Source organism: Pseudovibrio sp. Alg231-02, assembly GCF_900143565.1.
Lineage (GTDB): Bacteria > Pseudomonadota > Alphaproteobacteria > Rhizobiales > Stappiaceae > Pseudovibrio.
In genome coordinates this window covers 178,323-203,071 of sequence record NZ_FREX01000007.1, presented here as the reverse complement: position 1 = coordinate 203,071, position 24,749 = coordinate 178,323, and the positions used below count along the sequence as shown (strand labels likewise).

At 49.9% G+C, this 24,749-nt stretch carries 23 protein-coding genes; 9 read left to right on the top strand and 14 right to left on the bottom strand.

What is annotated here, in order from left to right; genetic code table 11:
• Nucleotides 1–251: 251 nt before the first annotated feature.
• From DHN43_RS18550 to DHN43_RS18530, 5 genes are all read right to left on the bottom strand, one after another.
• Nucleotides 252–989 (bottom strand): ABC transporter permease, encoded by a 738-nt coding sequence (locus tag DHN43_RS18550; RefSeq protein WP_199914835.1) that lies wholly within the window; start codon nt 987–989, stop codon nt 252–254.
• Nucleotides 976–1,920 (bottom strand): ABC transporter ATP-binding protein, encoded by a 945-nt coding sequence (locus tag DHN43_RS18545; protein ID WP_108819610.1) that lies wholly within the window; start codon nt 1,918–1,920, stop codon nt 976–978. The genes DHN43_RS18550 and DHN43_RS18545 overlap by 14 nt, the downstream gene beginning before the upstream one ends.
• Complete coding sequence (locus DHN43_RS18540) at nt 1,917–3,086, bottom strand: ABC transporter permease (protein WP_108819609.1); 1,170 nt, start codon at nt 3,084–3,086, stop codon at nt 1,917–1,919. The genes DHN43_RS18545 and DHN43_RS18540 overlap by 4 nt, the downstream gene beginning before the upstream one ends.
• Nucleotides 3,087–3,097: 11 nt before the next feature.
• Nucleotides 3,098–4,006, bottom strand: a complete 909-nt coding sequence (gene osmF / locus DHN43_RS18535; protein WP_108819608.1) for a glycine betaine ABC transporter substrate-binding protein OsmF — start codon at nt 4,004–4,006, stop codon at nt 3,098–3,100.
• A gap of 1,165 nt (nt 4,007–5,171) precedes the next feature.
• A complete protein-coding gene (locus DHN43_RS18530) occupies nt 5,172–5,969 on the bottom strand; it encodes a dimethylarginine dimethylaminohydrolase family protein (protein ID WP_108819607.1) in 798 nt (265 codons plus the stop codon).
• Between the two features lie 109 nt (nt 5,970–6,078).
• Here DHN43_RS18530 and DHN43_RS18525 point away from each other — a divergent pair, with 109 nt between their 5' ends.
• The 5 genes from DHN43_RS18525 to DHN43_RS18505 all read left to right on the top strand — a co-directional run bounded on the left by DHN43_RS18525 (nt 6,079) and on the right by DHN43_RS18505 (nt 10,130).
• Nucleotides 6,079–6,867 carry an ABC transporter ATP-binding protein gene (locus tag DHN43_RS18525; RefSeq protein ID WP_108819606.1) on the top strand — a complete coding sequence of 263 codons (789 nt, stop codon included), beginning with the start codon at nt 6,079–6,081 and terminating at the stop codon, nt 6,865–6,867.
• 14 nt (nt 6,868–6,881) lie between these two features.
• Nucleotides 6,882–7,649 (top strand): transporter substrate-binding domain-containing protein, encoded by a 768-nt coding sequence (locus tag DHN43_RS18520; RefSeq protein WP_108819605.1) that lies wholly within the window; start codon nt 6,882–6,884, stop codon nt 7,647–7,649.
• A 51-nt stretch (nt 7,650–7,700) separates the two neighbouring features.
• Nucleotides 7,701–8,429 carry an ABC transporter permease gene (locus tag DHN43_RS18515; protein ID WP_108819604.1) on the top strand — a complete coding sequence of 243 codons (729 nt, stop codon included), beginning with the start codon at nt 7,701–7,703 and terminating at the stop codon, nt 8,427–8,429.
• On the top strand, nt 8,422–9,195 hold the full coding sequence (locus tag DHN43_RS18510) for an ABC transporter permease (protein ID WP_108819603.1): 774 nt from the start codon (nt 8,422–8,424) through the stop codon (nt 9,193–9,195). Before DHN43_RS18515 ends, DHN43_RS18510 begins: the two co-directional genes overlap by 8 nt.
• A 296-nt stretch (nt 9,196–9,491) precedes the next feature.
• Nucleotides 9,492–10,130: a TetR/AcrR family transcriptional regulator gene (locus tag DHN43_RS18505; protein ID WP_159096934.1), complete on the top strand. Its 639-nt coding sequence runs from the start codon at nt 9,492–9,494 to the stop codon at nt 10,128–10,130.
• A 482-nt stretch (nt 10,131–10,612) separates the two neighbouring features.
• Here the strand turns inward: DHN43_RS18505 and DHN43_RS18500 are convergent, their stop codons facing one another.
• The 9 genes from DHN43_RS18500 to DHN43_RS18460 all read right to left on the bottom strand — a co-directional run bounded on the left by DHN43_RS18500 (nt 10,613) and on the right by DHN43_RS18460 (nt 20,419).
• Nucleotides 10,613–11,554 carry a glycosyltransferase family 8 protein gene (locus DHN43_RS18500; RefSeq protein ID WP_108819601.1) on the bottom strand — a complete coding sequence of 314 codons (942 nt, stop codon included), beginning with the start codon at nt 11,552–11,554 and terminating at the stop codon, nt 10,613–10,615.
• On the bottom strand, nt 11,551–12,531 hold the full coding sequence (locus tag DHN43_RS18495) for a glycosyltransferase family 8 protein (protein ID WP_108819600.1): 981 nt from the start codon (nt 12,529–12,531) through the stop codon (nt 11,551–11,553). Before DHN43_RS18495 ends, DHN43_RS18500 begins: the two co-directional genes overlap by 4 nt.
• Entirely contained in the window at nt 12,531–13,670 is a 1,140-nt protein-coding gene (locus tag DHN43_RS18490; RefSeq protein WP_108819599.1) for a capsular polysaccharide export protein, LipB/KpsS family, read from the bottom strand. Before DHN43_RS18490 ends, DHN43_RS18495 begins: the two co-directional genes overlap by 1 nt.
• On the bottom strand, nt 13,663–14,742 hold the full coding sequence (locus tag DHN43_RS18485; RefSeq protein ID WP_108819598.1) for a glycosyltransferase family 4 protein: 1,080 nt from the start codon (nt 14,740–14,742) through the stop codon (nt 13,663–13,665). The genes DHN43_RS18490 and DHN43_RS18485 overlap by 8 nt, the downstream gene beginning before the upstream one ends.
• A 593-nt stretch (nt 14,743–15,335) precedes the next feature.
• On the bottom strand, nt 15,336–16,568 hold the full coding sequence (locus DHN43_RS18480) for an MFS transporter (protein WP_108819597.1): 1,233 nt from the start codon (nt 16,566–16,568) through the stop codon (nt 15,336–15,338).
• 209 nt (nt 16,569–16,777) lie between these two features.
• Complete coding sequence (locus DHN43_RS18475) at nt 16,778–17,257, bottom strand: GNAT family N-acetyltransferase (RefSeq protein ID WP_108819596.1); 480 nt, start codon at nt 17,255–17,257, stop codon at nt 16,778–16,780.
• A gap of 107 nt (nt 17,258–17,364) precedes the next feature.
• Nucleotides 17,365–18,402, bottom strand: coding sequence for an ABC transporter substrate-binding protein (locus DHN43_RS18470; protein ID WP_108819595.1), 1,038 nt, complete (start codon nt 18,400–18,402; stop codon nt 17,365–17,367).
• Entirely contained in the window at nt 18,372–19,757 is a 1,386-nt protein-coding gene (locus DHN43_RS18465) for a sensor histidine kinase (RefSeq protein ID WP_108819594.1), read from the bottom strand. Before DHN43_RS18465 ends, DHN43_RS18470 begins: the two co-directional genes overlap by 31 nt.
• On the bottom strand, nt 19,754–20,419 hold the full coding sequence (locus DHN43_RS18460) for a response regulator transcription factor (protein ID WP_057461447.1): 666 nt from the start codon (nt 20,417–20,419) through the stop codon (nt 19,754–19,756). The genes DHN43_RS18465 and DHN43_RS18460 overlap by 4 nt, the downstream gene beginning before the upstream one ends.
• A 108-nt stretch (nt 20,420–20,527) precedes the next feature.
• Between DHN43_RS18460 and DHN43_RS18455 the strand changes: the two genes are divergently transcribed.
• From DHN43_RS18455 to DHN43_RS18440, 4 genes are all read left to right on the top strand, one after another.
• On the top strand, nt 20,528–21,511 hold the full coding sequence (locus DHN43_RS18455; protein WP_057461446.1) for a tripartite tricarboxylate transporter substrate binding protein: 984 nt from the start codon (nt 20,528–20,530) through the stop codon (nt 21,509–21,511).
• Nucleotides 21,512–21,577: 66 nt separating this feature from the next.
• The gene (locus tag DHN43_RS18450) at nt 21,578–22,063 is read left to right on the top strand and encodes a tripartite tricarboxylate transporter TctB family protein (protein ID WP_063287502.1); all 486 of its coding nucleotides are present in this window, start codon (nt 21,578–21,580) and stop codon (nt 22,061–22,063) included.
• A 9-nt stretch (nt 22,064–22,072) separates the two neighbouring features.
• A complete protein-coding gene (locus DHN43_RS18445; RefSeq protein ID WP_063287503.1) occupies nt 22,073–23,590 on the top strand; it encodes a tripartite tricarboxylate transporter permease in 1,518 nt (505 codons plus the stop codon).
• Between the two features lie 26 nt (nt 23,591–23,616).
• A complete protein-coding gene (locus tag DHN43_RS18440; RefSeq protein ID WP_108819593.1) occupies nt 23,617–24,672 on the top strand; it encodes an AbrB family transcriptional regulator in 1,056 nt (351 codons plus the stop codon).
• The last annotated feature ends 77 nt before the right edge of the window (nt 24,673–24,749 follow it).

Sequence of the window (24,749 nt, the reverse complement as noted above, 5' to 3'; positions counted from 1 at the left end):
TGTACCCGGAAGGACGTGGAGCGAAAGGGCCAAATGTTTCTGTTCATTAGTTTATGAATGAAGAAAGTGAAACTTTCAGAAACCGCAAATTCTATGGCGAAAAAATGGTGTGAAATGTAACAATAGGAGGGGCTGGTGCTGGTGAGGGAAGTTGAGTTACGTGGAGAGCAGCAAGTGCAATCCGTTGCTATCTTTGAACAAAGTGCAAGATTTCTGAACCGAGTTATGGAAGGTTTGACTTACATTTTTACTCAGGCCACACCAAGGCGTTTTCGGATGCTGGCTTCGAGTTGGGTCAGGGCGTCGTAGATCAGGACTGCGAACAGGCCGACTATGAGGCCGCCTTGTAAGACGTAGGAGGTGTTGTTGGTCAGCAGGCCTGCGATGATGACTTCGCCAAGCGTGTGGGCGGCGACGGTCGAGCCGATTGTTGCTGTACCGATGGCAATGACGACAGAGAGCCGAACACCTGTCAGGATCAAAGGAAGTGCCAGTGGAAGCTCGACTTGTAGCAAACGTTGCCAGCGGCTAAGCCCTATACCCCGGGCTGCTTCCATGGTTGCAGGTGGTAAGGTTGAAAGACCGGTCATCGTGTTTTCGAAGATTGGCAAGATACCGTACAAAAACAGCGCAACAAGCGTTGGTCCGGCTCCAAAACCGAGCATCGGTACTGCCAAAGCCAGAACGGCAACAGGTGGAAACGTCTGTCCCATATTCGCAATGGTGCGAGACAGCGGCAAAAATGCCTTCCCTTGTGGGCGAGTGACGAGGATCGCCAGTAACACCGCAACAACGATTGCGGCGACTGAGGCTAAGGCAACGATACCCAGATGACTCAGAGAAAGCGACAATAACGAGGTACGATCGTAGATCACGGCGGCACCGGGCGGTGTGAAGGGTGCAAATATAGGTGCAAACCACTCAGGCTGAAGGACAAGAGCGAGCAGCAGCAAAACAACGATCATCCTCAGGAAATTAGCCCGGCTCATGTGTCCCCTCGGCTCTGGAGCGGATCGCTTCCAGTGTTACACGGCCAATAGGGTTACCGTTGCGTTCTACAGGCACAGCATTTCGCCCGCTCCAAAGGCAAACAGAAAGAGCCTCTCGCAGGCTGGATTTCTCGTCAATTGGCTCCCCTTCTGCAGCTCCCTCTTCAAGTATCTGGGAGACCGAAAGCAGCGATAGCAGGCGAAGCGGCCGATCGACACCACCAACCATTTCTGCAACGAACTCTGTGGCAGGGTTGGTGATGATCTCTGCTGGCGTGCCGTGCTGAACCAACTGTCCCTGATCCATCACTGCTACCTGATCACCAAGCTGTATGGCTTCCTCCATATCATGCGTGACGAGAAGGATTGTGGAGCCGAGTGTTCGTTGAATCCGGTGCAAGTCTGTCTGCGCGCGTGTTCGAATGATGGGGTCCAGTGCCCCGAAGGGCTCATCCATGAGCAACAGGTCGGGCCGTGATGCCAAAGCTCGTGCCACGCCTACCCGTTGTTGCTGACCGCCTGAGAGCTCAGCAGGATAGCGATCGCGAAACTCATCTGGCGGCATGGAGAATAGGTCCAACAGCTCATTCACACGCGTATGGATCTTGTCATTGTCCCAACCGAGTAGCCGCGGCACGGCGCCGATGTTTCTGGCAACTGTGTGATGCGGGAAGAGACCATGGCCCTGAATTGCATACCCAATGCGGCGGCGCAGGGCGTTCTTCGGCAATCCTGCAGTTGGTTCACCATTGATCCGAACTTGACCAGACGTGGGCTCTACAAGCCGGTTGACCATACGCAGTAATGTACTTTTTCCAGAGCCGGATGTGCCGACGATTGCGGTGATTGTTGCGCTCTCAATCGTCATAGATACGGAATCGACAGCAGGCCGCCCGTCGTAAACCTTGGTTATGTTGTCGATCTCAATCATCTATGCCTCATCTGATTAGGGCGGGCCAGTTCGACCAGAATATCCATTGTAATTGCTGAGATAAGAGCAAGAATGACTGTTGGCAGGGCTCCAAGCAGGATTAAATCTGTTGCAGTCTGATTGAGCCCCTGAAAGACAAAGGTTCCAAAACCACCACCGCCAATCAATCCGGCGATCACCGCGAGGCCAATATTCTGCACCAGAACAATCCGCAGCCCAGCCAGCATAACCGGAAGCCCGAGCGGCAATTGAATCTGTATGAGGCGTTGATGGCGGGTCATTCCCATACCGCGCGCTGCATCCAGCGTCACGATTGGAGTGGCTTCCAAACCGGCCACAGTGTTTGCCACCACCGGCAACAGGGAATAGATAACCAGTGCCAGAAATGCGGGCAAAAAGCCGATGCCGACGACACCCAATTCCTTGGCGCCTGGGATTGTGCTGCTGACCCAGGCAAGAAGCGGGATCATGATGCCGAACATGGCAAGTGACGGGATTGTTTGCAGAAAGCTGAGCACAGGCAGGACTGCGCTACGCAACCCTTCGTTCCGGTGGCAATACACGCCAAGAGGGAAACCTATAGCTGCGGCCACAACAAGCGAGCCAAAAGCAAGGCCGAGGTGCCGCCATGCTGCGTTGAAGAAGGCATCCTGTCTGCTGGCGTACTCTCTGAAGATTGACAGATCGGTCAAGGCTCCTGACCACAAGACCAACGCCGACACCACAATCGCGACGGCCAACAAGGCGCCGCGCATTTTGGGGCCAGGAGAAAGAGAGGACAGAGCATCCGCCGCCAGCAGTAACAGGATTGCGAGCAAACACCAGAAACCACTGCCCAGGGATACTCTGGCATAAGTTCCAGCGCCTTCAAGAAGTGAGGTGCTGCCCTCCATCAACAGCCAAATTAACGCTGCTATTCCGATCATTGCACCCGTCAAACGCAAAACTTGCCAAGCCGCTGGCAAACCAAGGACAAGTCCAGCCAGCAAGCCAGCAAAGCCGGGAATGACGGCTTCTGGTCCGGCCACGTCCCACACAGGGATACCCTCACCCGCGACAATACGATTGGCGGCAAGCGTCATAAAAGGGGCGTATAAGGCAACCAGACTCAGGCTTACAAACAAAAGACCGGGTCCGGAGACGACTGATTTAATCCTGCCAGGCATAACGCGCGCAGTTAGTCCAAAACACCGATCTTGGTCAGATAGTCTTTTGCAACCGCAGCTGCTGGTTCGCCGCCAACCTGAATGCGACCGTTGAGCTCCTGTAGTGTCGCCAGATCCAGACCTGCAAAGATCGGGTTCAAGACTGATGCAACTTCTGGATACTGTTTTAACACAGCAGCTCGGATAACCGGAGCTGGCTCGTAGACTGGCTGTACGCCCTTATCATCCGTCATAACAACAAGGCCTGTTGCAGCTACTCCGCCATCTGTGCCGTATGCCATAGCTGCGTTGACGCCAGAGGTGCCACGAGCTGCGGCCTGAATTGTCGCGGCTGTGTCACCGCCAGAAAGCACGACGGTCTGATCCGGAGACAGTTTAAAGCCATAGGTTTCCTGCATGGCAGGAAGAACGGCGGGAGAAGAAACAAACTCCGTAGAGGCCGCCAGTTTCACTTCGCCTCCGTTTGCCACCCAGGCGCCGAAGTCAGACATAGTGGCAAGATTGTTCTGGGAGGCCAATGCGCCTGTTACAGCAATGGCCCAGGTGTTGTTGGCTGGTGCGGGTTGAAGCCATACCAGTCCGTTCTTCTCACCATCCAGCTCAGCTGCGCGGGCGTATCCGGCTTTGGCGTCTTTCCAGACTTCGCTGTCTGCCTCATTGTGGAAGTAGGCTGCATTGCCCGTATATTCAGGATAGATGTCGATTTGCTCTGCAAGTTGTGCTTCGCGAACCACCTGAGTGCCGCCAAGCTGCAGACGGCGTTCTACTGGCAAGCCAGCATCTTCCAACGCAAGTGCAATAACGTTTCCGAGGAGACCACCTTCAGTATCAATTTTGGAAGAAACAACAATTTCAGCATGAGCTGCAACTGTTAAGGCTCCGGTCATGCCGATCGCAGCAAGAATTCGGTTAAATGTCATGCGAAGTATGCTCCTCAAAGCTCTCTATTTTTCAGCACTGCATTGTGAAATTTCTATTATGGGAAGAATGTGGCATCCCTAAAAGGGCTATTGTCCTAAACTTGCGAGTTTAGCACGGAATCGATTTTGCCAATTCTGTCGAATATCATCTGAGATTTCCCCTCACTCGACTTCCCCCTCAGCCTCAAACACTCTTGTAAAAACCATAAGTAATCCAGAGTTGTACCAAAGGCACCGCTCATATAGGTCGCCACCTGTTCCTTCGCAACCCGCCTCGGGTCTCCAAACGGAACTTTATCCAGCGTTCATTCCGTCCCTTAATTCCCAAGGATATGCCCAGAGAAGTTCTGGCTGCAAGGTTTTGTTGAAATACGGTGTCTCGAGACGATGTGGGATTGGCATATGCTTCAAAAAGAAAGTTAATGTCCTAGCAAAAGATAATTTGATTGAATAAAAGCTCGCGACTAAGTCTTTTTGATGAGTATTGATAAAATTAATAATAAGTTTAGTTGTTTGAGTGTAAGTGTTTTATATTATATATATCGTGTGAAGTTAGTGTATTTATAGTCATAAATTTTAAATTTGCATTTAGTGTAGCGTTGTTGGGTGGAGAGTTACTTAGATGTGAGCTAAGATATGCTTTTGGATGTTTGTGTTAACGAGAGTGAGGCCAGAGATTCACGATTGGATCAACGTTTGAACGCCATTATGGTGTTCTCAACTCGTTACATAACAGGAAAAGCATCAGTGAGTTCGTGTTTGCATGTTCATGAGTTAATTGCAGCGATATTAGACAATACTAAGTTGTACGCTCAGTATTGTCCATATGCACGCAAGCTAAACTAGGTGTTGTAAGGTCTACGAAAGCGAAAACCTTACTTGCTAGTGGCTGAGAGATTGCGCCACGACAGGAAGTCCAATTGAGGTTATTTTCTAATGGTATGCCAATGCAACGACATTCAGTTCTTAGAGCGAGTCGAGTGCAGCTTGCGTGATTGAGAGCAACAACTCAAACCATTTATCCAAATGCGGTCACTTCTGCTTCCTGGGCTTGAGACCAATCCATTTTTTGTGTGATCCTAGTCAGTATGTGCTGACAGAAGCAAAAGTTGCGTCATTTTCTGCGCCATTCCCTAAATGACGCAGAGAATGAAATTACTGTATTTTACATCATTGGCGGTGAGAAACGTAGTGATAGGCATGACATGCCGCCGTCTAGTTTTGCAGCTTCGGTATTGCCAATCTTGCGGATGTTGTAGCCTTCTTTTACCAGAAGTTCTTCGGTTTTCGGGAAGCCATCTGGCATCAGTACAAGATCGTTAAATCGAATGGAGTTTGCGCAGGCTTCTTCACCTTCTGCGGTGTGCAAGACACGATAACCTTCAAAGCAACCAGATGCATCCAAACGCTTCGTGGAAAGGATGGTTTCCTCATCAAGTAAGGAACAATCGGTTTTGAAGTGGAGAACACCCTCTGGAGTTTGTAACTCACGAACCTTGTAGTTCCACGGGGCAACTATTTTGCGCAGTTCTTCGATCCCTGCCGTGTCGGTTCGTGCCGATGTGCCGATGAGAATTTCACGTTCGGTAGTGAGGATGTCCCCGCCATCGATAAACCCTTCGCCTTGAATGGTGAGCACTGTATCATACAGTTTTTCAAGGCTTGGGATCATAGCTGCAGCTTCTCCTAAACGGCTTGAAGCACCGGGGCGCATTGCGATAGCAACCTCTGGCAGGCAAAGCGCAGCATCTTCAACAAAGACAGAATCAGGAAATTCTTCAATTGCATCAAGCGTAATGATTGTCGCTCCGGTGGATTCTAATGCGGCCACATAGTCATCGTGATGCTTGAGGAAAACTTCATGATCAGGTGCGCCAACATCCACCGCGCGAAGGCCCTGTGTGATGGACTGACCCGGTGTGCGAGTGATCGCGTGGGTGAATGTGTAAGAACGCTTAGTCAAGATTTTCTCCCTGTTTTACGCCAATTTCAGACTGAATCAATATTAGTATTGACACCTAGTTTATGCGCATGCATAAATTTATTCAATCGTATAAATTGGGAGAGGTGCATTGCCGGGCCGCGATAAACAACCATCACCAGTCATTGAAGTGAATGATCTGCATAAATCCTTTGGGCAGCTCGAAGTCCTGCGGGGAATTGATCTCATCGCTCGACCTGGTGAAGTGATTTCGCTGATTGGGGGGAGTGGCTCAGGTAAATCGACTACTCTTCGTTGCCTCAACCTACTTGAGACACCAAGCAGTGCTGGTCTACTCAAGTTGCTTGGCGAAGAAGTCCACTTAAAATTTGACAAGCAAGGAAACCCAGAAGTTTCTGATAGACGCCAGCTGCGCCGGTTACGCAGTCGCTTAGGGATGGTGTTTCAGAGCTTTAATCTGTGGCCGCATATGACACTTGAGCAAAATGTAATGGAAGCTCAGGTGCAGGTGCTGGGACGGCCCAAAAATGAAGCACGCGAAATTGCACATCACTTACTTGAGCGTGTTGGCCTCACTGAACGCCGTGAGATGTATCCCGCGTATCTGTCAGGTGGTCAGCAACAACGCGGCGCTATTGCGCGTGCGTTGGCCGTCGATCCGGAGGTCATGCTCTTTGATGAACCAACATCCGCCCTTGATCCTGAGCTGGTGGGTGAAGTTTTGACTGTAATGCAAGGCCTCGCTGAGGAAGGCCGAACCATGATCATCGTCACGCACGAAATGAAGTTTGCTGCAGAAGTTGCCGATAAAGTGATTTTCCTCAATCAGGGGCAAATTGAAGAACAGGGAACACCTGAAGAGATCTTTAAGGCCCCAAAGTCCGAGCGTTTAAAGCAGTTTATTCAATCTATCAATTAATACTGGGAGGAAAAATGAAGATCAAATCAACTCTATTCGCGCTTGCTGTTGCTGGGTATGCAACAGCGGCAGCTGCAGAGCCTGTTCGCGTTGGCATCGCAACAGAGGCTTACCCGCCATTCTCCACGCCGGATGCAACCGGGAACTACACCGGCTGGGAGATTGATATCATCAATGCAGTTTGTGAAGAGGCCAAACTGGATTGTAAAATTGTTGCATCCGCGTGGGATAGTATCATTCCATCTTTAACTGCCGAATCCATTGATATTATTGGCGCATCTTTGAGCATCAATGAAGAACGCCTTAAGGTCATTGATTTCTCCAATAAGTATTATCAGACCGGCGCATCTATCGCGATTGGTAAAGGCAGTGGTGTTACTCCAACTCCCGAGGGGGTTTCAGGCAAAATCATCGGTGTACAGTCTGGGTCTATCCACCAAGCATACGCTTTAAGACATTTCCCAGATGCCAAGATCCGTGAATATCAAACTCAAGACGAAGCTAATCAAGACCTTTTTGCAGGTCGGATTGATGGCACCTTGGCCGATGTTTTAGTTCTCGACGAATTCCTGAAATCTTCTGAAGGTGAGATTTGCTGTAACGACGCTGGCTTGGTTGCAGCTGACGTTTCCATTCATGGCCAGGGAGTTGGTTTTGGTCTTCGCAAAGGCAATGACGAGCTGAAATCTCAGCTCAATAATGCCATTGATGCAATCCGCGCAAATGGCACCTACGATAAAATCACTGCCAACTACTTCAACTTCAATATCTTCGGCGAATAAGTATCGGATTGCCAGTAGAGGGGCCTCCCTCTGCTGGCTTGGGAGAACTGTATGGCAACTAACTATCGGGAAATGAGTGCTGCCGAACTGCTCTCTTTGGAACCTCCGGGTTGGGGGGGAGCTTTGTTGGATGGACTCGTCGTATCTTTGCAAGTTGCCTTGCTTGGGTATGCGATTGGTATCGTGATCGGTCTTGGGGGTGCAACACTGAAGCGGTCCGGTGGTCCAGTCGCTCGGGATCTCATGTCCGTTTACACTACCTTTGTTCGTGCCATCCCTGAGCTGGTCTTAATCTTGTTGGCCTACTTCGCACTACCTGAGTTGCTCAACAATGTGCTCTCAGTCGCTGGGTTTGGCAGGATCGAAATCAACGGTTTTGCTGCAGGTGTGCTTGTTATAGGGTTTGTTCAAGGCGCTTATGCAACCGAGGTTTTTCGTGGTGCCATAGCCTCTGTACCGGTTGGGCACATCGAAGCTGCGCACAGCTTTGGTATGCATCCGCTACGCATATTTCACCGAATTACAATTCCTGAAATGCTTCCTGCTGCAATTCCGGGCCTCTCAAATTTATGGCTGATCGCAACCAAAGACACTGCATTGCTAGCGGTTGTTGGCTTTACAGAATTGACCTTGGCGGCGCGTCAGGCATCTGGTGCAACAAAGCATTATTTCCTGTTCCTGCTTGCAGCTGGTGGATTGTACCTTATGGTGACATTGGTCTCCGCACAGCTTTTTAAATGGTTGGAAAATCGCGTGAGCCGGGGAACGCGTTATGCCTGAGCAAACTCTTATGAAGCCTCATCGCTTGATTATGGTTCTCGTCGCTGCAGTGCTTGTGTTGACCTTCGCATTTATGATGGATTGGGCTTGGCTGCCTAAATATAGTTCTGAGATCTTTGATGCGCTTTGGATCACCATTGCGTTGCTGGTGAGCTCGATCGTTGCTGGCTTTTTGCTTGCTGTGCCGATTGGGCTTGTGCAAGTCACTGGACCTCGCCCGCTGGCTTGGCTCGCGATGAGCTTTTGCACGCTGATCCGCGGAACGCCAATCTTGTTGCAGATGTGGGTTCTCTATTACGGTCTGGGATCATTATTCCCCTACATGCCCGGATTACGACAAAGCTGGCTTTGGCCTTACTTGATTGAGGCGTGGCCTTATGCGTTTGTCGCTCTTACATTGTCGTTTGCAGGCTATGAAGGTGAAGTAATGCGAGGTGCTTTTAAGGGCGTTCCTCGCGGAGAGCTAGAAGCAGCGCATGCCATCGGAATGCATCCATTTACAATTTTACGTCGCATCTGGTTGCCAAGGGCAGTTCAACGTGTACTACCAACCTTGGGTGGGGAACTTATATTGCAACTCAAAGCGACGCCGTTGGTTGCAACCATTGCTGTTGTGGACGTTTATGCGATCTTTGGGCGTATTCGCCAAGAGACGTTCATCATCTATGAACCGCTGCTGATGCTCGCGCTGATCTACCTCATACTTGCCGGCGGCATTGCATTTGCATTCCGACTTTTGGAAAACAAGCTTCCTGCAAGAGGGTGATAATGGAAAATGTGCTCAAACATGGATGACCACAACTAAATTCACCAAAGAAAAGTTGAAATCTAAGGATTTGGTGCCACTCCTCTTTACCAGGATAAGTTGAAAGCAAAAGATCATTTTGATATCTTTGAACTTATTGCGGTTTCATATGAGCCAAGTTTTCATCAAGGCTTAGTCAGTCATGATAGATGCGTCTGATGGGTGCACGGCCTGGTAATAAATTTAACTTCACGGCCACTTGTCTCTTTCCCATGAGTACAAGTTGCTGGTTTTTACTCTTGGATGTGCTTACAGAAATGCAGGATAAATCTGGAAAAATCCGTCAGGAAAACACAGATACGAGGCGAGCTGATCTTATTTCTGCAACTTTGCGGGTTATCGCGCGTGGAGGTGTTCAGTCGGCCACCGTGCGAGAAATAGCAAGAGAAGCAAACGTCACCCAAGGGCTTATCAGGTACTACTTTGCAAAGAAAGACGAGCTCATTGCAGCTGCCTATGAAGCCTACATGGGCAATCTGGTCCACATTGCAGATGAAGCATCTCGCGGTGAAGAGACTGCCGCTGAGCGCATGTCCAACTTTATTAAGGTCTCTCTGGAAGCGCCAGTTACAAGCCATGACTCGATTGCCATATGGGCTGGCTTCTTCGAAACCTTACTTCACAACAAGGACATGACAGAAAGCCACGAACGAAGCTACAACCTGCTTCGCTTGCACCTGAAAAAATTGATTTCTGATGTTTTGCTTGAAGCAGGCAGGATAGTGAGTGAACAAGAACTCAGACGCCTTAGCATAGCTGGAAATGCGATCCTGGACGGTTTATGGTTGGAAGGCGGTGCCTTACCTCACGTTTTTGAACAGGGCGAACTGGTGCAAGTCGGCCTGGAGTGCTTCAGTTCTTTGTTGCGGATCGACCTGCTTGAGCTGATAAATTAGAAGCTACTTATGATTTGAATATAGATCTTCACTTGATCAGTCGAATATTTAGGCATCTTTCCTAGCAGGCAATGCAACAGTCAATAGATAACCTCGATTATTTTCATAAATTTGATCCGAGCTTTTATCAACTAATTTTGCATGCCACGTTTCGTAGGCGACTATTTGACTACCGATAAACCTGACAGTACGATTAAAGATGAAAATAGTATGGCGCAAATAACCTTTGCGGTTTGAATAGTGTCAAGATCTGTGTTGATCAAGAGTCCGCCAGAGACCAGCGGTAAGGTTGTTCCTCAAAACAAGATGTGAGGGCGCCTTCAAATCTAACGCACATCAAAGAGACTATGACATGCAACTACAGTAGGGCCCCCTTATCGGTCTGATAATTGTTTGTCTCACTTTGAAAGGCAGGTTGGAAAGGAGAGCAAGTTTGTCGGCCATACTGTAAAATCAACGGTGCGGGACTTGATGCCTCTTTACTATTGCTTGAGACGATCGTATTTAAAAAGATTTTGTAGATACTCAATCTGCGAATGTTCTATTTTTTTGTTTTTTCTCTTCATCTTATTAGAACGCAATAACTTCTCAAGTTTAAGCTTCAAAGTCTTAGTCGGTCTTAAATGTATCTGAGGGAATTCTATTTCAGCGCTTTGACCTTCTAGAAAGTAAGCCTGGTAGGACTTGTCAAAAGGCCAATCGGGATGCCACGGTTTACGTTCTCCAACAAAATGGGTGATGATCGGGTTAAAAGGTTCCAGTTTGTTTTTTGGCACAGCTCCATACTGCCAGTTGGCAAGGGGGGATAAGGGCTGCCATGCACTTTGAAAGACGTGGTTGAGGAAATCTTGATCCCACATGCTAGCAGAAGAGCCAAAGTACTGCATAAATGTTACGAGCTTCTGATGGAAATCTATTTTATTCCAACGGTTAGTATCAATTAGAAGAACACCAGAATTGAAGTACTGGTTGCCGTTAATCCCAATGGCTTCCATCCAAGTTGCCTTACTAGGAAATTGGCGAGGGTAACCCCCACTTGCTATGTTGAAATCTTGCACCGCACCGAGCGCAGACGTACCAAGATCCGCATCAAATAGCGACTGTGGGCTCCTCCAAAAGAATACATCAGCATCCAGATAAAGCAGGCGATCATAGTGTTGTTCCAGCATCTGCGGTACGAAAATGCGACCATAGACGATATTGGGCCATAAAGCGCTGCTTTTGACCTCTGATGGGAGTTTAAGTTCGTACCGGTGAAAGTAAATGTCCATGCCCTGGCGGAGGTCATCCAGAGCCTTTGTTCCTTGATAAAAAACATGCACATCGAAGGTGCAGTCTCTCATTGCGCTTAACTTTCGAGCATTTACAAGCGTTAACCCAAGAAACTTATCATCGGTAACAAAATAGACGGCATTTTGATTCATTTCAGAGCCAGAACCGTTGAAACAGAGCTCCGTTTGCGGAGAGACTTGCGTAGATAAATGCCAAGAGTTCTTAAGGAAAACGAAGAGAGCCCGAAGCACTTAAAGCAACTAACTAGATAAATTTTGTCAAAGGTAGTTTTCTTTCCCTTTTTTTGCCAAGGCTTGAAGTAGACGTAATGAATGATCGCCGGGCTATGTTTACATGCTTGGATATCGTTGTAGTATGCGATGTTGTCCTTCATCCAGAGTTGGACATTCTTGCTCTTGATTGAATGGAACAGACTCGTCTGGAAATTCCAGGTCGGGGTGAGTAGCTTGATTTTATCGTTGAAGTAGACGTTCAGGAGATCTTGATCAGGCGCATAAACAAACTCACCAGAGTCGATCATTTTTGTGTAATCTAAGTGGACGTCATGGGCGCGCCAGTAATCAGCATCGATCAAGAGTACACCAGAGTTGATGTATCTGTTCTGAATGCCTGTGTCTGCGCCCATACGGACCAAATAGTTTAGGAAGAGTTCTTCCTTGCCAGTTTTAGGGTGTTTGACCGTGCGACCTCGATAGGCGCCTGGTGAGCAAACCGCAGCAACGGGCATGCTATCAAGGCACTGTGTGGCAAATCCTGTAATATCTGTTGTGATAATAGTATCGCCATCCAGATAGAGGATCCGTTTGCGATCTGTTAGCTGATGTAGGAACAGCCGGTGATACATGGCTCTGGAGAGTTTCTTCGTTGTGTGGGCATTATTTGAAAACGATTTAGGTGCCTTGAAATCAGCAGTAACACCTGCTTTGTGCGCCATATCCTGTAAGAAGCTTATTTGTTGTTTACTCAAGTCATCATGTACGAAGAGGAATGAAATTTGTGAATTTTTTGGGAGATTCGATAAAAGGCTGTAAAACGATACAGCAGTAGGTGCCCAGAAATTTTTATCGAGGCAGTAACACACGCATATATCTTTACTCTGAATTTGCATTATTGATTGTATTCCTTTTTTAGCCAGATCAGCTCTTCCAAAGCCTTGGTTGCAGATGTGCGTTTTCCTGTGCTCGGGCTGAGATAAATGATATTCTGCGCATAGAGCGCAAAGACAATTTCATCTACTGATAGATTTCGACTGGCTGAAAGGCCAATTCTGCGATCGTCAGTCGCGCCGTACCCTGCATAGACAGGGTGCCCGAAAGTGACCACGTTTTTTTTTCTTAATAAGCCTTCGAGGCCTGTTGTCGAGGAGTAGGTATAGATGGTTTCACAACCGGAAAGCAAAACATTGATGTCGAAATCATCCGCGTAGACAGTAATTTGATCTGCAAACTCATTGGTTAACTCAGAAAGGTAAGTCTTTCGGTACTTGTATTCCGGATGGATCTTGACGCCGATTTGCTTACCTGGATTGCTCTCAATCGCACTGATCAGCATTTGCTTGAATATGCCTTCCTCGCCACCTTGCAGTACGACAGATAAATCGTTGTAGGCTTGGTCGATGACCAGGACATTGGGTAGGTTGCGAGCTGTTTGAGATACGCAGAAGTTATACTTGCTGATATCTTCTTTCACGATTAGGTGCCTAATATCTGCTCCAAGGCTACGTTCTTCCTGAGTAAACTGATGAGTGCTCAAAAAGGTACGAATGCAGATTTCTGGCTTTGGCCAAAAATGAGGGCCAACAGCGTCCAGACGGAATGAAATTGGGTTTGCATATGCTCTGAGGGACTTGTCGCGCTGTGCAAAAACTTCTGGCACTATGCTGCGGATAAACCCTTCTTCAATGCAAATTGCATCAGCTTGCAAAAACAAAAGTTTTTGCAACATTTCTGTTCTGCCTTGGCCAAGGCCAAGCACAATGTGTTCTTGGCCAAGCGCCCATTGCGGGGTTCCAAATGCAGCAGTTTGACGGTTATTAAAGGCCTGATCAAGAAGTTTATAGATCTGAGCATTTTGCTCTACTCCGAACGAAAGTAGTGTATCAGAACTGGTCAATTGTTGCACCAGAGTCTCATTGACGCGTTTGTTTTGTGCCATGATTTTCTCATAGATGCCAAGGTGAACAGCCAGGTCCATCGCAGGGTAGCTTGGCGCGATCTTTTTTTTCTTCTTAAAGTACCGTTTAATCATTGTGTCTCGTGCCCGCTATTTTTTTTCTAACGTTTTGCAGATCGTTCATGCGTATCTTGATATCGTGGTGTAGGCGCACAAAATTCTGCCCCTTGGTGGCAAGCCCGGCTCTAGACGCCTCACTATTGATCAGAAATTCAAGTTTTGCATGAATGTCGTCACTGGTGACTTTATCCAAGTAAAGGGCGCTGTCACCGCTTGCTTCTAGCAGGCCGCCGGTTCCAGATGAAATAACAGCTGCGCCTGCAGCCTGTGCTTCAATAGCGACCAGGCCGAACGGTTCTTTCCAAACAGAGGGCACGACTGCAATTTTGGTGGATCTGAATACCTTTTTGACCTCATCAAGTGGCATGTTTTTATTTATCCGACAGCGATCATTAAATTGTAAGAGAGGTGTAATAACCTGCGTGGCCCATTCCTCATGCGTTTGCCAGTCTCCTAGACATAGGGTCGCTTTCCAATTAACATGTTCTGTCAAAATTTGAACCAGAGCAGGAACTAGATGCTGAATACCTTTTTCTGGAGCGGCCCGGCCAGCAAATGAAATTATATTCTCCCGACCTTCGATTGGTGCATACCAGTTCTCAAAGTTGATCGGATTTGCAACGACGTAACTACAATCCTGAAATTTCGGGAATGCTTTGATAAATTGATCACGTGCAGCTCGGCTAACAAAGATATGAGAAGAAAATAAACTGTATCGTCTCTCATGTCTTAATTTTGTGAAAAAATTATCGTTTTCTTTTACTAAGTTATGGCGATAAAGCGCTGAAGGTATATTCTTGAATTTACGGGTTATGGATTTTCCGCTCGGTGCGTGTTGATGCACCTCAATAAAATCTGGCTGAAATTCTGCAATAATTTTTGCAATATGGCGTGCGCGTAAGACGTTCCATTTGTAGCGAGGAACTCTCCTTACATTCATGACTTCCGGGGTAGCCGCTCCCTCCTCACAGATAACTATAACATCATCGCTGCTTTGTTCATTCAGAGTCCTGACAACCGTTTCGATAGAATTCGGCTTATTGCGATCAAAGACAAACTTGGGGGGAAGAATAACGGCGATTTTCATAAGTTCTGCTGTTCCGTTGAGTCGTTTGACACCTTTAGTTTTAAGAGTGGCAAAGACCAAGTTGTTAGCACAGGATATTGCAGATTTTGCTTATTAAAACAACCGACATCCTCAGAGTATGGGTAAAAAATGAACGTAGAATCTGGACACAATGATAAAGCATATTAATAGAGCTTTCGGGCGGAGTTATCCAAGAATAGATCTTCTATCTTGTGATATGACCCTGCCAAGCATTGGGTCGAAAATGAAGTTTTCTTGGTTTACTAAAGAACCGCTCATTGAAAACATCAAAGATCAGGAAGGAGATAGTCCAACAGAAAGTGTTCGTCGCAGGCATGGATGTTTCTAACACACACACTATTTTAGAAGTGAAAAATACAAGCAATCTCGTCGATCTTTAGCTGCAGCGCTTTTCTTTCTCTTATTCCAGTTATTACGAAAAGGCTGACAACCACCCAATCCATGCCAAGCTCCCCAGCATAACCAAGCGTAAAGGGAACATGACATATTACTTTGTGGGAGGGAGACAATTTAGTACTTATGCAATAGTAATATATCGCATAAGTACTATTATGAAACCTAATGGCTGTGCTTCAAATCTCGCGTGTCCCTCTTAACCAAAGCAGTGAGTTTATTGCTAGGAGGGCGATGAAGGTGGTGAAGAGGAGGGTGGGGTTGTTTTGTTCCAAGAGGATTCCGGTGAGGAAGAGGCCTAGGGGGACGCCGGTGTAGCGTAGGGAGGAGAAGGCGGAGAAGACTGTGCCGCGTTTGTCTTCTGGGACGAGCTTTTGAAGCACAGTCGCATCCACGACGCTACCAACTCCCAGGTTCACACCGTACACAAACATTCCCAGTGAAATGATGATTGCCGCGGTCTCGATATTGCCGCTTGTCCAACCCGTACTGAACATCCAGAGCAGCAAGGCTAGGCCGAGTGCTTGTCCGATGGGTGTGAGTTGCAGGAGCCGGAGTGAGGACACTCGGTGGCCCAGAAACGTGTAGGCCAGTGTTGTGAGTGTGGTTCCGCAGGCAAAGCATGTGAGCCAGATTCCAAGCCAGACTGCTTGCTTGTCATTTGAATTTGCCAGAACTGGCAAGGTCAATGAAAGCAAGGAGACCGCCACTGTATTGATGATCAAGTCATAAAGGCCGAGCTTTAAGATGCCCGGAGTTGAGAGTATCCATTTCCAGACTTCTTTCACTGGTTGTTTATTTGTATTAGCTGCATCTTGCTGACAAGTGGCTTTGATGCCTATGGATACAATCATAAGCGCCATCAGGAAACTCAGTGAGTCTAAGATCAGGACTGTGGTCGCGCCAAAGGCGGCGATCAGGATGCCAGCCATCGATGGGGTTAGAAGGTCAGCCACAGTCTCAATAAGCGAGTTCATTCCGTTCACCCGTTCGCGAGGCAACCCTTCCCGATCAATCAACGCTGGGATCATGACGCTTTTTGCGGTTTGTCCGGGAACATCGATGACCTGCGAGAGGAAGACGAGAAATCCAAGGAGGGCAAGATCCAGCAGATCAACAGCGTATAGCAGCGGTATCAAAAGTACGGCGAAGGCGTTCACAGTATCGCAGAAAATACTGGTGGTTCTGGCAGAGAACTTGTCGATCAACGGCCCGCTGAAGAGACCGACAACGATGTTTGGAAGCTGTCCGGCAATGGCGATTGTTGCTGTGATGACAGCGTTGCCCGTCAGGTCATAGACAAACCACGGTATTGCGATGGCAGACAGGCCATTTCCCAACAAAGACAGAAAGTTGGCTGAAAACAGGAGGCTGATTTGTCCCCATTTAGCCTTCAAGGTAGTATCAGACAAAACAACCTCACTCTGCGAAATACAGCATAAATTCAATGGCTTGAGTGCGCGCAATCATGGGTATCGGAAAAAATTCAAATATCATTCTTATCTTATACTGATAAAAGCGAGTGCTTGGGAGTGCAACTCAAAGCCGGTCAGTTATTCGATTTTGAGCCTGCTGCAGACATGACACCACGTGAATATCGCAGGAACTCTGGTGGGTATCGTTAGGCTTTAGGCGCCAAGGTCTTTGTCATGAGAAAGTTTGTGAGCGCGACACCTCGAATAACGGGTGCTTGCTCGCGCTCAACCTGCCAGCCGTGGTGAAGGAAGAAGGCTTTTGCAGCTATGCTTATATCTGCTGAGAGGGTGGAGATGTTGCGCTGCTCTGCCCAGTTTTGCAGCTGGTCATAGATGGCGGTACCGACACCTTGGCGGGTGTGATAGGGGCTGGTGAAGGCGAACTCCACATAGCCTTTTGCGTCGATGGTCATGAAACCGATTACAGAGTTGTCTTTGACAGCAACAAAGCCAGCCATATCGTGGAGTTTGGCAGACCAACGCTCAGGTGCGGGTGCAGGCCCAGCCCATGCAGCGAGTTGCTCCTCGGAGTAATGCTCCTTTGCTCCGATCGTGACGGCATCATAAAACACGCGTGCGCAGTCTGGGGCATCTGAATTCTTCAGTGGGCGGATCTCTACAGGCATTGGTGGCTTTCACTCAGCTGGGTTTGGAGGCAGCCTCTTGCCACAAACTCTGACAAGGTGAAAGAGGATTGAGCGACAAAGTCCTCCGTCTTCTGATTTAGCTTATCTCACTGCTGAATGATCGCGTTTTGCCATTCCTGAAGGAAACGTTGCCGTTTCAGGTTGTCCTGATAAACCAACAGACCTGGTCCAAGGCGGATGGCTCGCAGAGATAGGTTTGGGGCAATCTCGTTGCGGTTGAGTTTTGGATAGGGGTAGTAGTCAGCCCCCTCCTCGCTCCAGGATGCAGTGATCAGATGATCTATGAAAGCGCCCGCGATTTCGGGTTGTTCGGCCCCCGCTGGAATGATGGCAGAGCGCAGCATGAGTGTGGTGAAATCTTCCAGTTCCAGAATGCCGATATCAGGATCACTGGCGGCCCGTGCAGAGGCATAGGAGCCGAGCACGTTGTAGGCAACGGCCAGATCGCCTTTTGTGATGTCAGAAATCATATCAGCAGAGCAACAGTAGAGACGGGCGTTCAGTGAGCCCATTACCTCGTTCAGACGCCAGAACGTGTCGGATGTACGGGCATCTTGCGTGGCAAACAGAAAGCCAAGGCCGCTCTGGCGGATGTCATAGGTGCCGACTTTGTTGAGGAAGCGTTCCGGATTGTTGCGCAGAGTTGAAATCAAATTTTGCCGTGATGTTGGAACTTCCAATCCTGCAAAGGCGGATTTGGAATAGACCACCGAAGCTGGTTCCTGCGTGAAGGCGAATACATGATTGCGCCAGCGGGCCCAGTCCGGCATCAGGCCGGCGACTGAGGAGTTGTGCGGTAGGGTGAACCCGTCGTTCGCCAACTTCACCTGCAGGTCCATGGCAGATGAGATGGCAACGTCAAAAACCTGCTTCTCGTCATAAAGGGCTGTCATCAACTCGGTGCTACTGACAACAGTATAGTCTATAGAAACACTCGGGTATTTGCGTTGAAACGCTACCACCATGGGCGAGAAAATGTCGATGTCTGAGTTGGAGATAATACGCAAGTTCGCGCCCTCTTGCGGAGCGGGAAAAACTTTGTGCTGTTCAATCTCGTAGGCACCTGCGGAAAGCAATGAGGCCAGCAACACGATCAGGACTGAGGGAAATAGAAGGATACGCATGCGCCTCTGACATTTGTTCTGTTCGAAAGTTTCAGGTGTCCGCCATGAGCTTGTGTCACCTCTTCGGCGATTGTAAGCCCAAGCCCGGAACCGACCGTGTCTTCGGCGTTTTTGCCGCGTGAGAACCGTTCCGTCAACTGGTCTATGTCTTCCGGAGCAAAGCCTGGGCCTTGGTCATAAACCGATAACACAACCCAATTGTCTTCGGAGGTAACGACAACCTGTACGTCCTCGCCCTGCGGGGCGTACTTGATCGCATTGTCTAAAATGTTGCTCAGCGCGTTTTGGATAAGGATCGCATCTCCGGAGATCAGCGTCGTTTCCTCACCATGCGAGCTCAGGGTTTTGTCTTGCATCTCTGCCAGTGGGCGCAGCCGTTCAAGGGTTTCCTCTGCCAGATCCAGCAGGTTGATGTCCTTGACCTCCAGATGGTCCGTGCGGAAGGAAACCATGGCGTGATCCAGCAACTGGCCTGCTGCGCGTGAACTCTCGTCAATGGCCCGGATCATCTCTTTCAAAGCCGCTCTGTTTTCTGGTCGCTCCACGCGGCGTAAGGCAATTTCCGCTTGCGTTCGCAGCACTGCAAGCGGCGTGCGGATGCGGTGAGCAGCTTCTGCGATGAACTCTTCGGAGCGTGTGAGTGACTTCTTAAGCCGTGCCATGAACCGGTTGAGCGCCACCACAAGCGGTGCCATCTCACCCGGCACAGGAGCTTGTACTGTCCTCAGATCCTGCGGACCTCTTTTTGAGACAGAGTTTGCCAGTGTCTGGACAGGGCGCACGGCTGATTGAGCTGTCAAAATACCTAGCACGGCAGCTGCAATAAAGAACCCGAAACCGAGATAGGCAGCATTCGCGGAGATGCGCTCCAGTGTCTCTCGCTGACGCTTCAGTGTTTGAGCCACAGATACGGTGACTTCAACAGGGCCGGATGCGTTGGAAAGACGGCGTGTGGCGGAGACCATACGAATGCTCTCACCCAGATAATGAGAGGTGATGAACCTGTGACTGTCCTGCCCTTTTGATGCCTTGGCAATGGGCAAGCTTTCATACCCGGTGAGGTACTTTCCATTGACGACAACACGGTAAAACACGCGATCATCGCTGACATTGCCAAGCATGGAAAGGGCGGAATACGGAATATCGACCGTCACCTCCCCGCTCTGAATTGCAGCGCTGTCCAAAATGGACGTGGCGGAGGCTGACAGGATGTTGTCCTGAGACTCTTCTGCGACTTGCTTGGCATAAGTCATTACCATCACAAACAGCAGGGCTGCAAGGACGGCAGCAATGCCGAGGAGCTGCAAGGTCAGGCGGCGACGGATCGAGCCGGATATGTTGGCACCAGAATTCATGTCAGGCTTAACCGATACCCCAGTCCACGCACGGTGATGATCTGGACCGAGGAGGAGGAAATATGCCTGCGTAAACGTGCAACATAGACCTCAATGGCATTTTCCGAGACGTCTTCGTCGTAAGAAAATAATCTGTCTACAAGCTTGGTTTTTGAGAAAATAACGTCCGGTGCACCGAAAAAAATCTCCAAAAGACGCAGCTCTTTGTTACGCAGGCTGACTGTTTTGCTGCCAATTTTGAGTGTGCCAGCCAGTGAATCAAACACCAGATCGCCGAATCGCTTGGCATTTGTCACTCCGCCGGATCTACGCCTTATGACAGCACGGCATCTTGCCTCTAACTCTGAGAAATCAAAGGGTTTTGTGATGTAATCATCAGCCCCGAGATCGAGCACCCCTACCCTGTCTGAGACCTCTGAACGTGCTGTCAAAACGATCACCGGAGTGTCATCCTGACGGCCTCGATGTTCATTTAGAAAATCTCGCCCATCACCATCCGGAAGCATGATGTCGAGCAAAATCATGTCGTAATCTGCTGTCGAGATGTAGTCCTCGGCAGTAGAAATTTCAGCAGCGTGATCAACGACATGACCATCCAGTGTCAATCTTTCGACAATGGATGTCGCCAGCTTGGCGTTATCTTCAACGAGAAGAAATCTCATCTTTTGCTTCCCCAAAAAATCAAGGAGGTGACAGGTTTGTGTCAGGTTTCCGTGTTTTCACGTAAGTCATGGGTGACAAATGCTGCCCTTGTCAAATGGGAGGACACAATGAGTTTTATTCGGGCGCGCCGCGTGGTTGCGGCAGCGGCTTTGGCTGCGATGACATTTTCCATGCCAACGGCCTCATTTGCAGAGCCAGTGGTTGATAGCATTCACTTCCTCATTCCAGGTGGTGCTGGTGGAGGCTGGGACGGCACTGCACGCGGTACAGGCGAAGCACTGACCAAGTCCGGACTTGCAGGCACGGCCTCTTTTGAAAACATGTCCGGTGGCGGCGGCGGTAAGGCCATTGGGTATCTCATCGAGAACGCAGCAAGCCAGCACGGCACGCTGATGGTAAACTCCACGCCAATCGTGATCCGCTCGCTGACTGGCGTATTCCCGCACAACTTCCGCGATCTGACATTGGTTGCAGGCACCATTGGCGATTATGCAGCCATCGTGGTGGGCAAGGATAGCCCAATCAACTCCATGAGTGATCTGCTGGCAGCCTACAAAGCTGACAAGCGCGGCACTGCAATTGGTGGCGGTTCTGTCCCTGGCGGCATGGATCACCTTGTTGCAGCCATGGTGATGGAAGCAGCTGGCGAAGATGCGACCATGGTGAAGTACATTCCGTATGATGCGGGTGGTAAGGCCATGGCGGCGCTGCTTTCAGGCGAAATCTCCGCACTTTCTACCGGCTTCTCCGAGGCGATTGATCTTGCCAATGCGGGTGAAGTGAAAATCATTGGCGTCACTGCTGATGAGCGCGTTGCAGCCTACAAAGATGCGCCAACCATGAAGGAACAGGGCATCGACACCACGTTCGTCAACTGGCGTGGTTTCTTCGGCGCACCGGGCCTGCCAGAGGCACAGGTGGCTGCTTACCAGGAAGCTCTTGCGAAGATGTACGACACCCCTGAGTGGGAAGAAGTGCGCGCGCGCAACGGTTGGGTCAACATCCATAACTCTGGTGAAGACTTCCACGCGTTCCTTGAAGGTCAGGAAAAGACCATCGGCGATCTCATGAAGAAGCTGGGCTTCCTTTAAATCAATAAGAATAAGTGGATGCGCTCTTGGCAGCGCATCCACTTGTCACGCCAACGGGAGGGGATGATGGCACTGGACCGATGGATTGCACTTGTCATTCTGGCAGTGAGTTTAAGCTACGGATACACCGCGTTTTTTTTGATGGACGCTGGTTTGCCACCGTTTATGCGGTTTAACCCAATCTGGCCGAGCACGTTTCCAAAAGTCATTGCGGTGCTGGCTGCAATCACAAGCCTCGCCATTTTGCTCGGGTTTGAGAAAAAGCCTGCAGATTCAGATACAGACGAGATCGATTTCAGCAGATTATGGGACTACAACATTGGTCAGGCCGTGTTCCTGCTGGTTCTGATGGCAGGCTACGCTCTGTTGCTGCGTCCTGCTGGCTTCCTGCTCTCCACACTGCTCTTTCTGGTGATCTCGGCAGCTCTGCTTGGAGAGCGGCGTTTTGTGATCCTTGTGCCTGTTGCAGCCATTGCTGCTGGTGGTGTCTGGTATCTGGTTCAGCAAACACTGGGCATTTACCTCAGCCCTCTTCCAACATTTTTCAACTAGGAGGCCACGATGTTAGACGGTATTTGGGTTGGCCTCTCGACGGCCTTCTCGTTTTCTAATCTTTTGATGGTGATTGGCGGTTGTCTGATTGGCACGTTTATCGGCATGTTGCCGGGTCTTGGGCCTATGTCCATCATTGCCATCATGATCCCTGTTGCGATCTCCATCGGTGATCCTTCCGCGGCCTTGATCCTGCTTGCAGGCGTTTATTATGGCGCGATTTTTGGTGGCTCCACGTCCTCCATCCTCATCAACGCACCGGGTGTCGCATCCACTGTTGCAACAAGCTTTGATGGTTATCCGCTGGCACGCCAGGGCAAGGCTGGCAAAGCGCTGACAGTTGCGGCGATTGCTTCATTCGCGGGTGGCAGTATCGGAGCTATCTTGCTGATGATATTTGCGCCTGCGCTCGCATCCGTGGCGCTGCTCTTCCACTCTGCTGAATACTTCGCATTGATGGTGGTCGGCCTTTCCGCAATCGCTGCTTTCGCTGGCAGCGGCCAGGTGGGCAAAGCCCTGCTCATGACGCTGGTAGGCCTGATGATGGCAACCGTTGGTGAAGGGGCATTGTTCAACCAACCACGCTTCACCATGGGTATACTAGATCTGCAATCCGGCTTCGGGTTCATCACGCTTGCTATGGCCATGTTTGCTTTGCCCGAAGCTTTGTTCCTTGTGTTGGATCCATCCCGCTCTAATTCTGGTGGAAGTAGTGGAGACATCAAGGATCTGCGCATCACAAAAGCAGAGGCCAAGAAAATTGCACCAGTGATTGGTCGCCAGTCTATCCAAGGCTTCCTGATTGGGGTTCTTCCGGGAGCTGGCGCAACAATCGCGTCCTTCCTCGGCTACGCGGTAGAACGCAACATCGCGCCGAAAGAAGAACAGGCTGAGTTCGGCAAGGGCTCTGTCAAAGGCCTCGCAGCACCAGAGTCTGCGAATAATGCAGCATGTACTGGTTCCTTCGTTCCTCTGTTGACCCTTGGCATCCCGGGCTCCGGGACAACGGCGATCCTGCTCGGTGCCCTGATCGCTTTGAACGTTTCACCGGGGCCACGCCTGATGATCGATCAGCCAGAGATTTTCTGGTCCGTGATCATCTCCATGTATGTGGGCAATGTGATCCTGCTGATCCTGAACCTGCCGCTCATCCCTTACATCGCCAAAGTGCTGGCTGTGCCGCGCAACTATCTCATTCCGTTCATTCTGTTCTTCACCCTCATGGGTGCCTATATTGGACAAAACAATGCAACGGAACTGCTGATGCTCGTAGGCTTTGGTGTATGTGCAACGCTCCTGCGCTTTGCCAACTATCCGCTCGCGCCACTGCTGATTGGGTTCATTCTGGGCAGCATGCTGGAAGATAATTTCTCCCGGTCTATGCAGCTTTATGATGGGATTAGCTTTATCATGGAACGCCCGATGACCATGGGCTTGCTGGCTCTGGCGGTTATTCTGGTCGTTTTGCCAACCATCCGTGCACGTCGTGTGCGCAAGCAGGAATTGGAAGCCGCTGAAAGCGACTGATCAAACCGCAGCTGGGAAACTGAGTTTTGGCAATTGAGAAGAAAGACTGGTCCAATCTGTCCATTACGCTTGCCATTGCAGGCGCAGGGGCTGGTCTTTTTTCCCTCCTCGGGTTCCCGGCAGCCCCCCTCACCGGCTCAGCTCTTGCTGTTTCGCTCGGTGGCTTGCTGGGCGCGCCCGTCATCGTTCCGCTCTGGCTGCGCACGCTCTGCTTTATTGTGCTGGGTACGAGCATTGGCTCTGGTGTGTCGCCTGCCGTTATCGATGCCGCGATTACATGGCCTGCGAGCTTCTTGGTACTGGGGATCAGTCTTATCCTGAGCATGCTGATCAGCCGTGCGATCCTGGTAAGGTTTTTCGGGTTTGATGCCTATAACGCCTCACTTGCATCTTCACCGGGGCACTTGAGCTACATCCTCAGCATGGCGGCAGATAGCAAAGCGGACGTCACCCGCATCGGGCTTGCACAAAGCACGCGGGTCTTGTTCCTCACCATCTGTGTTCCGCTCTTTGTCTCGCTGCTTTTTGAGGAAACAGGCGCTTCCTTCCTGCCCGTGCAAAACATCAGTCTACTCTCAGCTGTCTATCTGTTGCTCGGGGCGGCTGTCGTTGGAATCATCTTCCTGAAGATGAAACTCCCCGCCGCCTATCTGCTCGGTGGGATGCTGGTGTCGTCTTTGGGGCACGTAAGTACACTGACACCCGGCAAAATGCCGGATTGGGCGACGCTCAGCTCATTTCTGGTGATGGGGGCTTTGATTGGAACCCGCTTCAAAGGTGTCAGTCTTGACCTTTTCGCCAAAGCCATAGGCGCGGGCGTTGTGGTTACGCTCATCACTGTTGGCATGGCAATCCTTGGGGTTGTGCTGGTGATGCCACTGGTTGGACTGGACCCAAGCCTGTTGTTCGTCGCGTTCGCTCCCGGCGGTGTTGAAGCTATGGCTGCCATTGCCGTGCAAAGCGGTCTCGACCCCACCTTCGTCGCGGCTCACCACGTCTTCCGCCTGCTGCTGCTGACCTTCGTTGTGCCTTTGTTGTTGAGGCGTTCAAAGACCGCACTCCCCGCAAAAGGCCAGCCGTGAATCTACGTAGCATATGAGCTGAAAAGTGCATTACGAATAGGTTAGGCGGAAGTATTTTCCTTAAATTCGATCAAAGC

Excerpts from the sequence above, each read along its gene's own strand:
- DHN43_RS18550 (WP_199914835.1), bottom strand. The coding sequence starts at position 989 with ATGAGCCGGGCTAATTTCCTGAGGATGATCGTTGTTTTGCTGCTGCTC.
- DHN43_RS18545 (WP_108819610.1), bottom strand. The coding sequence starts at position 1,920 with ATGATTGAGATCGACAACATAACCAAGGTTTACGACGGGCGGCCTGCT.
- DHN43_RS18540 (WP_108819609.1), bottom strand. The coding sequence starts at position 3,086 with ATGCCTGGCAGGATTAAATCAGTCGTCTCCGGACCCGGTCTTTTGTTT.
- osmF (WP_108819608.1), bottom strand. The coding sequence starts at position 4,006 with ATGACATTTAACCGAATTCTTGCTGCGATCGGCATGACCGGAGCCTTA.
- DHN43_RS18520 (WP_108819605.1), top strand. The coding sequence starts at position 6,882 with ATGAAGATCAAATCAACTCTATTCGCGCTTGCTGTTGCTGGGTATGCA.
- DHN43_RS18515 (WP_108819604.1), top strand. The coding sequence starts at position 7,701 with ATGGCAACTAACTATCGGGAAATGAGTGCTGCCGAACTGCTCTCTTTG.
- DHN43_RS18510 (WP_108819603.1), top strand. The coding sequence starts at position 8,422 with ATGCCTGAGCAAACTCTTATGAAGCCTCATCGCTTGATTATGGTTCTC.
- DHN43_RS18505 (WP_159096934.1), top strand. The coding sequence starts at position 9,492 with ATGCAGGATAAATCTGGAAAAATCCGTCAGGAAAACACAGATACGAGG.
- DHN43_RS18500 (WP_108819601.1), bottom strand. The coding sequence starts at position 11,554 with ATGAATCAAAATGCCGTCTATTTTGTTACCGATGATAAGTTTCTTGGG.
- DHN43_RS18495 (WP_108819600.1), bottom strand. The coding sequence starts at position 12,531 with ATGCAAATTCAGAGTAAAGATATATGCGTGTGTTACTGCCTCGATAAA.
- DHN43_RS18490 (WP_108819599.1), bottom strand. The coding sequence starts at position 13,670 with ATGATTAAACGGTACTTTAAGAAGAAAAAAAAGATCGCGCCAAGCTAC.
- DHN43_RS18485 (WP_108819598.1), bottom strand. The coding sequence starts at position 14,742 with ATGAAAATCGCCGTTATTCTTCCCCCCAAGTTTGTCTTTGATCGCAAT.
- DHN43_RS18475 (WP_108819596.1), bottom strand. The coding sequence starts at position 17,257 with ATGCCTGTAGAGATCCGCCCACTGAAGAATTCAGATGCCCCAGACTGC.
- DHN43_RS18470 (WP_108819595.1), bottom strand. The coding sequence starts at position 18,402 with ATGCGTATCCTTCTATTTCCCTCAGTCCTGATCGTGTTGCTGGCCTCA.
- DHN43_RS18465 (WP_108819594.1), bottom strand. The coding sequence starts at position 19,757 with ATGAATTCTGGTGCCAACATATCCGGCTCGATCCGTCGCCGCCTGACC.
- DHN43_RS18460 (WP_057461447.1), bottom strand. The coding sequence starts at position 20,419 with ATGAGATTTCTTCTCGTTGAAGATAACGCCAAGCTGGCGACATCCATT.
- DHN43_RS18455 (WP_057461446.1), top strand. The coding sequence starts at position 20,528 with ATGAGTTTTATTCGGGCGCGCCGCGTGGTTGCGGCAGCGGCTTTGGCT.
- DHN43_RS18450 (WP_063287502.1), top strand. The coding sequence starts at position 21,578 with ATGGCACTGGACCGATGGATTGCACTTGTCATTCTGGCAGTGAGTTTA.
- DHN43_RS18445 (WP_063287503.1), top strand. The coding sequence starts at position 22,073 with ATGTTAGACGGTATTTGGGTTGGCCTCTCGACGGCCTTCTCGTTTTCT.